Annotated in this window: 6 protein-coding genes; all 6 read left to right on the top strand. The window is 45.3% G+C overall.

Annotated features, from left to right (window positions below):
* Positions 1-141 precede the first annotated feature (141 nt).
* The 6 genes from larC (at position 142) to AC0QHF_RS26075 (ending at position 7,108) form a co-directional block, all read left to right on the top strand.
* Positions 142-1,392, top strand: coding sequence for a nickel pincer cofactor biosynthesis protein LarC (larC, locus tag AC0QHF_RS26100; protein WP_324707199.1), 1,251 nt, complete (start codon positions 142-144; stop codon positions 1,390-1,392).
* A 402-nt stretch (positions 1,393-1,794) separates the two neighbouring features.
* A complete protein-coding gene (gene hpsE / locus AC0QHF_RS26095; RefSeq protein WP_324707198.1) occupies positions 1,795-2,778 on the top strand; it encodes a hormogonium polysaccharide biosynthesis glycosyltransferase HpsE in 984 nt (327 codons plus the stop codon).
* Between the two features lie 59 nt (positions 2,779-2,837).
* Positions 2,838-4,028 (top strand): glycosyltransferase family 4 protein, encoded by a 1,191-nt coding sequence (locus AC0QHF_RS26090; RefSeq protein WP_324707197.1) that lies wholly within the window; start codon positions 2,838-2,840, stop codon positions 4,026-4,028.
* 55 nt (positions 4,029-4,083) lie between these two features.
* Positions 4,084-4,989: a sulfotransferase family protein gene (locus AC0QHF_RS26085; protein ID WP_324707196.1), complete on the top strand. Its 906-nt coding sequence runs from the start codon at positions 4,084-4,086 to the stop codon at positions 4,987-4,989.
* An 11-nt stretch (positions 4,990-5,000) separates the two neighbouring features.
* Positions 5,001-5,915, top strand: coding sequence for a glycosyltransferase family 2 protein (locus AC0QHF_RS26080; RefSeq protein WP_324707195.1), 915 nt, complete (start codon positions 5,001-5,003; stop codon positions 5,913-5,915).
* Positions 5,912-7,108 (top strand): glycosyltransferase, encoded by a 1,197-nt coding sequence (locus AC0QHF_RS26075; protein WP_324707194.1) that lies wholly within the window; start codon positions 5,912-5,914, stop codon positions 7,106-7,108. The genes AC0QHF_RS26080 and AC0QHF_RS26075 overlap by 4 nt, the downstream gene beginning before the upstream one ends.
* Positions 7,109-7,129: the final 21 nt, after the last annotated feature.

The following is a 7,129-nucleotide window of genomic DNA, read 5'->3' as shown; positions in this document are numbered from 1 at the left end:
GCAACCCTGTAAGGTGGCCCCACCTGGGCAACCCTGTAAGGTGGCCCCACCTGGGCAACCCTGTAAGGTGGCCCCACAGACCCTGGGAATTTAAGGTTTGAACTTTGGAGAGGTATCATAAGAAAAAATAGACCGCCGACCATGACGAAGATCGCTTATCTCCAATGTCCGACCGGAATCGCCGGAGATATGTGTCTCGGCGCCCTCGTCCATGCGGGGGTTCCGCTGGAGTATTTGGCCGAAAATTTGGAGAAACTGGGAGTGGCCGAGGAATACAACCTGCGGTCTGAGAAGGTATTGCGAAACGGCCAACAGGCGACAAAAGTTCACGTCGATTTGACCGAGCACCACCACCACACCCGCCACCTGTCGGACATCGAAAATCGGATCGGGGCGGCGGAACTGCCCCCACGGGCGAAAAACTGGAGTTTGGCGGTATTTCGCAAACTGGCGGAAGCGGAGGGGGCCGTACACGGGATCGACCCCCAGCAAGTCCACTTCCACGAAGTCGGGGCCACGGATGCGATCGTCGATATCGTCGGCACCTGTCTGGGACTCGACTGGCTGAACGTCGATCGCCTCTCCTGTTCTCCGTTTCCGGTAGGTGGGGGGACCGTCCGGACGGCCCACGGAAAACTCCCGGTGCCCGCCCCCGCCACCCTGAAACTCTGGGAAATGCGAAGCGTCCCCCTCTACAGCAACGGCATCGAACGGGAACTGGTGACGCCCACCGGCGCCGCGATCGCCGTCACCCTGGCCACAGATTTCGGCCCCCCGCCGCCGATGGTACTCGGACGGGTGGGGTTGGGGGCGGGTTCGGCCGATTTGCCCCTGCCCAACATTCTGCGGCTGTGGTTGGGGGAGGGGACGGAAGCGGAGGGTCATTCCCACGGGACTCATGCCGCCCATTCCCACGGCGAAACCGTGGCGGTATTGGAAACCCAAATAGACGACCTCAGCCCCCAGGCGATCGCGTACACTTCGGAGGCGTTATTTGAGGTGGGGGCGGTGGACGTGTTCGCCCAACCCGTGACCATGAAAAAATCCCGCCTGGGGACGTTGCTGACGGCGATCTGCCACCCGGAAAAAATTCGCGACTGCGAAACTATTCTATTCCGAGAAACCACAACTTTGGGGATTCGCCACAGTTATCAATCCCGGACAATTTTGCAGCGGGAATTGCAGGCGGTGGAGACGGAATACGGACCGGTGCGGATGAAGGTGGCATTTTCCGGCGATCGCATCATCAACGTCCATCCCGAATACGAAGATTGTGCCGCGATCGCCAAACGGCATCAAATCCCCTGGTTGGACGTTCACCGCAATGCTTTGCACCGTTGGTATTTGTCGGGGAACCCCACCCAACATAGCCCTCAGTCAGGGCGGGGCTAAAAACTGATGCGATCGCATGGAATCGGGGCGATGGTCGCTGGAAAGTGAGATTCCGAGCCGGATTCTCAACTTTACAAAATTTCATATTAAGTCGGACATTTTTTACAATAGCTTCTTGTTTGAACTATACAATCGGTGTTATATTGATAGCATTCGAGATTTGCATCTTCCTTTGTCGTTCCACTTTCGTCCCCTTCGGGAACTCAAGTTTCCGGAGCCGGCGATCGGGCTGGAACTGCTATATCAATCTTCGCCCAGCCTCCAGGGATTCAGCGCGTGTCTATCCAAGTGATCAGTGGAACGTCAGAACCATCACCGGGAAGATTCTGTCGGTTCCTTCTCCGGACAACTGCCAGCCACTTAAACGGTCAACCGAATCTTTTTTTTACCTCGTGAGAATCAATGGTTAACCCTGATTTTACCGTAGCAGTTAGAGCGTATAATGCCGAACAAAGACTGCCGAATATTTTAGATAAGCTGCGATCGCAAATCGACACAGAAAAGATTTGTTGGGACATCGTAATCGTCGATAATAACAGCACGGATAACACGGCTAAAATCATTCAAGAATATCAGTCAAGCCAGCCCGAATCATGTCCCATAAAATATTATTTTGAACCCCGACAAGGAGCCAGCTATGCCCGACAAAGAGCCATGCAAGAAGCCCGAGGTTCCCTGGTCGGATTTTTGGATGATGATAATTTACCCTCTCCTGACTGGGTCGCCAATGCCCATGCTTTCGGGGTTTCCCATCCAAAAGCAGGAGCTTATAGTGGTGTAGTTCACGGCATTTATGAAGTCGAGCCTCCCCAAAACTTTCGGAGAATAGCTTCCTGTTTGGCGATTATTGAATGGTCGTCAAAAGATGCTTTTTGCTTCAATTCCCAAGATCCCTTAAAAACAGGACTTTTACCGCCAGGAGCAGGTCTGGTTATCAGAAAAAAGGCTTGGGAAGAAAACGCGATCAAAAATTTAAAATTAAGGGGGCCAGTCCAGGATTCTTTAAATGTAAAAGGTGAAGATTTAGAAGCGCTGTGGTATATTAGAAAAGCAGGGTGGGAAATCTGGTTTAATCCAGAAATGCGTATCTACCATCAAATTCCTAAGCATCGTTTGGAAAAGGAATACTTGACGAGATTGTTGCGGGGTGTCGGTTTGAGCCGTCATTTCACCAGGATGTTGAGACATCAACCTTGGCAAAGACCTTTGGTTATTCCCTTATATATGGCCAACGATTTGCGGAAAGCGATCAACCACAAGCTCAAATATGGAAAAGAGTTAGACACCGATATTGTGGCGGCCAGCGAAATGGAAATGTATTGGGGGAGTGTGGAAAGTCACTTGAGGGCATTGGGGAAATTTTTGAAAGTCGAAAAAACGGAGTAAGAAACCTAAAAATATAGGCGGTTACGCTGGAAAGCATTCAGTCAAACATAACTTTAACAATGGACAATTCAAATCATAAATTTGAAAATAAAAGAATTAAATTAGGGATTATCGCCAACGAATTCTTTGAACTTTCCCAAGGGAGGATGGGTGGTTTCGGTTGGGCAACTCGTCAGGTGACAACCTTATTTAACTCCGATCCCAATCTGGGAGTAGAGCCGGTATTACTGGCGGGGGAAACTTATGGAAAACCAGGAGAGCCAGACCCGGTCGTTCATAATACTAAGCTGATTCTGCGCCAGCGCAATAAACTAGAATATATTCGTCGCCTCTGGGCTGAAAAAATCGATCTAATTCTGTCGATTGACTATCGCCCCAATTATCGTCCTGTATTCTGGAGCTTACCCAGAACTCCGATTATTTTATGGGTGCGCGACCCCAGACCGCCAGAAGATGTGGCTAAAATAGATACGGTTCGCGTTCCGGGGTCGGAAGATGTTTATCCCCAAGGGTTAAAGTGCTTTGATTGTACTTCTTTTGCTGGAGTCGTTCGGGTTTCTCAATGGGTGAATCGTCAGGTTTTATTTGCTACCCCAGCACGTTTTTTAAAAGCCAAAGTGCCGGGAACTTATGGGGTAGAACCGCCAGAGGTGGAATTTTTACCGAATATTATTGACATGGAACCAGCAGAGGTCGTAAAAAGTGATAAACCCACGGTAGTTTTCTTGGCCCGTCTTGACCCCTACAAGCGCCCCTGGTTGTTTGCTGAAATAGCCCGCCATTTTCCCGATGTGGATTTTATTTTTATGGGTAAACCTCATTTTGAGGGAAAGGGTGCTTGGGAACCGACGGGATTACCCGATAATGTTAAATTAATGGGTCATGTGGGGGAAGTGGATAAAATTCGGATGCTTTCGGAAGCCTGGGTTTTGATTAATACTTCCATTCACGAGGGGTTGGCGGTTAGTTTTCAGGAAGCCTTGAAGTGCGAAACGCCGATTTTGAGTTGTTTAGACCCGGAAAGTGTAGTGTCTCGGTTTGGGATTTATGTGGGGCGTTATGATGGTACGGGGATGGAGGGAATACCGAAGTTTGTTGAGGGATTGAAAACTCTTTTAGAAAACCATGAACTACGAACTAAGTTGGGGAAAGAAGGACGAAAATGGGTGAGCGAAGATCATAATAAAGAACGTTTTTTAGAGGCGTTTGTCGAGTTTTGCGATCGGGTTGGTGTTAAGCGTTCTAATTAAATGATTCTTGAGAAACGGATCTAGTAATTACAAAAAGAGAAGTAAAAATATGACAATGCCTAATTTTCTGATTATTGGTGCACCTAAGGCAGGAACTACAGCACTGTATCGTTATCTCAAACAGCATCCACAAATCTATATGAGTCCGTTAAAAGAAACTCAGTTTTTTGTATTTGTGGATGAGGAAAATCTGGCTTTTAATAGCAACGAACCATTTTTGAGAAAATACCAGCAAATTAAAGATATAGAGTCTTACCGCGAGCTATTTAAAAAAGTTTCAGGAGAAATAGCAATTGGTGAAGTATCTCCTTGGTACATTTATTTGCCAAATGTGGCTAGTAAAATTAAGCAATACATTCCTGATGTAAAAATAATTGCGATGCTGCGAGATCCAGTTGAAAGAGCTTATTCAAACTTTTTGCATTCAGTTCGTGACGATCTAGAGCCAATTAATGTTGATTTTGTGCAAGCAATGGAGTTAGAATCAGAACGAATCCTCAAAAATTGGTCTCCTCGTTTTCATTATAAACAAAAGGGATTTTATTATGGACAAATGAAACGTTATTTTGATTTGTTTGAAGCCGAAAAAATTAAAGTCTGTATATATGAAAATTTTCAGGAACAACAGATTGGCGTTTTGCAAGATATTTTTAGATTTTTGGGTGTAGATGATAGCTTCGTTCCAGATAACTCAAAAAAACATAATGATTCTCGTATCCCAAGGAGTAGAGTTTATAACAAAATAATGCTGAGAAACAATCCGGCAGAATATATGGGTTCAATGCTACCATTGAAGTTAAAAAATAAGATTAAGAATAAACTGATTAATATCAATCTTTCTAACAAAAAACCATCGTTACCAGGAGCGGTGAGGAAAAAATTTGTAGAGGAATATAGGGAAGATATTTTAAAGCTTCAAGATTTAATTCAGAAAGATTTATCTCACTGGTTAGAAGTTTAAGGAAAAAAATTATGCAAAAACTATTAATATCCGTGGTAATTACAACCTACAACCGGCTGGATTACCTTAAAGAAGCGGTTAGGAGTGTTGAAGCTCAAACATTTAAAAATTGGGAATTGCTCGTTATTGACGATGCTTCTTCCGATGGGACATGGGATTGGCTTACAGAAATCAAAAACGAACAAATACGGGTGTTTAGACAGGAGAAAAATAGCGAGCGATCGGCTGCTCGAAATCGAGGTTTGAGGGAAGCCAAGGGAGAATTTATTATGTTTCTCGATGACGACGATCGCCTCCGACCTAACGCTCTGACAGATTTAGTCAAACCATTAAGCAGCGACTCGAAGATAGTAGCGGCGGTGGGTGCGAGATGGAAGTTTAAAGAGGGAGCGTATGCTACAAAAATTGAGCATCCCAGGATTGGATTTAAACGAGTAATATGGCCCGAACTGTTAGCGGGTTGGTCTTCTGTTTCCGGTCAAAACTTGTATCGTAAGGCAATAATAACGGAGCTTGGCGGGTATAGACTCGATTTGAACATTGGAGAAGACCGAGAATTATGGTTTCGAGTTGCCAGGTTGGGTAAGGTAGCGATTATTCCCTCAATAGTTTTAGAGTATAGGACTCACCAAGGGCAGTGGAGGCCGACAAATCTTGTGGCAGTACGAGAAAATATTTTCCACGAATGTATTAATCATCTTCCTGCTGAAGAACGAAATAGAGGAAAGCAGATTCGAGAAAGTGCTAATTGTTCACAAAAAGCTGAAGATGAGTATAGAAAAGGTAATTATAGAGTTGCTTTAAATAGCTATCTTAAAGCTTGTCAAGCCGCACCAGAACTTGTTATTTCACCTCTGACAGGTCTACCTCTTGTTCGTGGGGTTGCTAAGTCGTTAGTGCGTTCTCTGTTACCACAAAAACGATGAAACCAGCAGTAATAATCTATCGAGACCAACTCATTCCCTACTCGGAAACCTTCATCCCGGCGCAAGTGGAGAACTTTTCATCCTATCGAGGTTTCTACGTTGGCACTTCGCGCTTCCCCACTGCTACATCGATGCTTCCCCAAGAGAGAACAATTGTTCTCGGCGACTTGGCATCTCCTCCCGGTTTCTGGAAAACGGCCTATAAATTAACTGGTTTCGTTCACCCGCGCTGGCTGAAACCTTTACAAGATTTATCCCCTCGTTTAATTCACGCTCATTTCGGTCTGGATGGTGTTTTAGCTCTGCCCCTGGCACGAAAATTAAATCTCCCTCTCATCGTGACTTTTCACGGTTATTTTGCCACCGCAGAAATAGAACTGAATCAGTCTAAAAGTTTCTACGCAAATACTAGAGATTTTGTTAAAAATCGCGGTCAATTTTATCGAGAACTGTATTTTAGGAATCGCGATCGCCTCTTTCAACAAGCGGACGGTTTCATCGCGGTTTCCGAGTTTATCCGCTCTCAAATTATCGAAAAAGGATGCCCCCCAGAAAAAATTCGAGTGAACTATATTGGCATAGATATTGATAAATTTACCCCCAATCCTGAATTGAAACGAGAACCGATTGTTTTATTTGTGGGGCGGTTGGTGGAAAAAAAAGGATGCGAATATTTAATTCGGGCAATGGCAGATGTTCAAAAGGTCAGGCCCGACATCGAATTGGTGATTATTGGTGATGGTGTCCTCAGATCTTCTTTAGAAGACCTGGCAAGCCGTTTACTCAATCGTTATCGTTTTCTGGGAGTACAACCCTCTAAAATAGTGAAGGAGTGGATGCAAAAAGCTTCGGTATTAGCGGCTCCGAGCCTGACCACCTCCCAGGGAGAATCGGAAGGATTGCCGATTACGATTCTAGAGGCAATGGCGATGAAATTACCGGTTGTGAGTTCCTATCATGCCGGAATTCCCGAAGCTATCAGTCACGAAAAAAATGGATTTTTAATCGGAGAAAAAAATCGACATGAACTGACCCAATTGATTTTAAAATTACTGCAAAACGATGCCCTGAGACAAGAATTTTCGGAGTCCAGTCGCGCAATCGTCGAACGTAAATTTGACTTAAAAAAGAATGCTTTTCAATTGGAAAAAATTTACGATCGCTCGGGAGACTATTCTCAGGAGTTATTGTGAGCTTTATTCCTGAAAGATAGA

The sequence above is a fragment of the Lyngbya sp. CCY1209 genome (assembly GCF_055795065.1).
Note: the sequence above shows the minus strand (reverse complement) of the source record. Positions and strands in the feature narration are given on the sequence as shown.

Coding starts and splice junctions, on each gene's coding strand:
- AC0QHF_RS26075 (WP_324707194.1), top strand. CDS start 5,912: ATGAAACCAGCAGTAATAATCTATCGAGACCAACTCATTCCCTACTCG.
- larC (WP_324707199.1), top strand. CDS start 142: ATGACGAAGATCGCTTATCTCCAATGTCCGACCGGAATCGCCGGAGAT.
- AC0QHF_RS26085 (WP_324707196.1), top strand. CDS start 4,084: ATGCCTAATTTTCTGATTATTGGTGCACCTAAGGCAGGAACTACAGCA.
- hpsE (WP_324707198.1), top strand. CDS start 1,795: ATGGTTAACCCTGATTTTACCGTAGCAGTTAGAGCGTATAATGCCGAA.
- AC0QHF_RS26090 (WP_324707197.1), top strand. CDS start 2,838: ATGGACAATTCAAATCATAAATTTGAAAATAAAAGAATTAAATTAGGG.
- AC0QHF_RS26080 (WP_324707195.1), top strand. CDS start 5,001: ATGCAAAAACTATTAATATCCGTGGTAATTACAACCTACAACCGGCTG.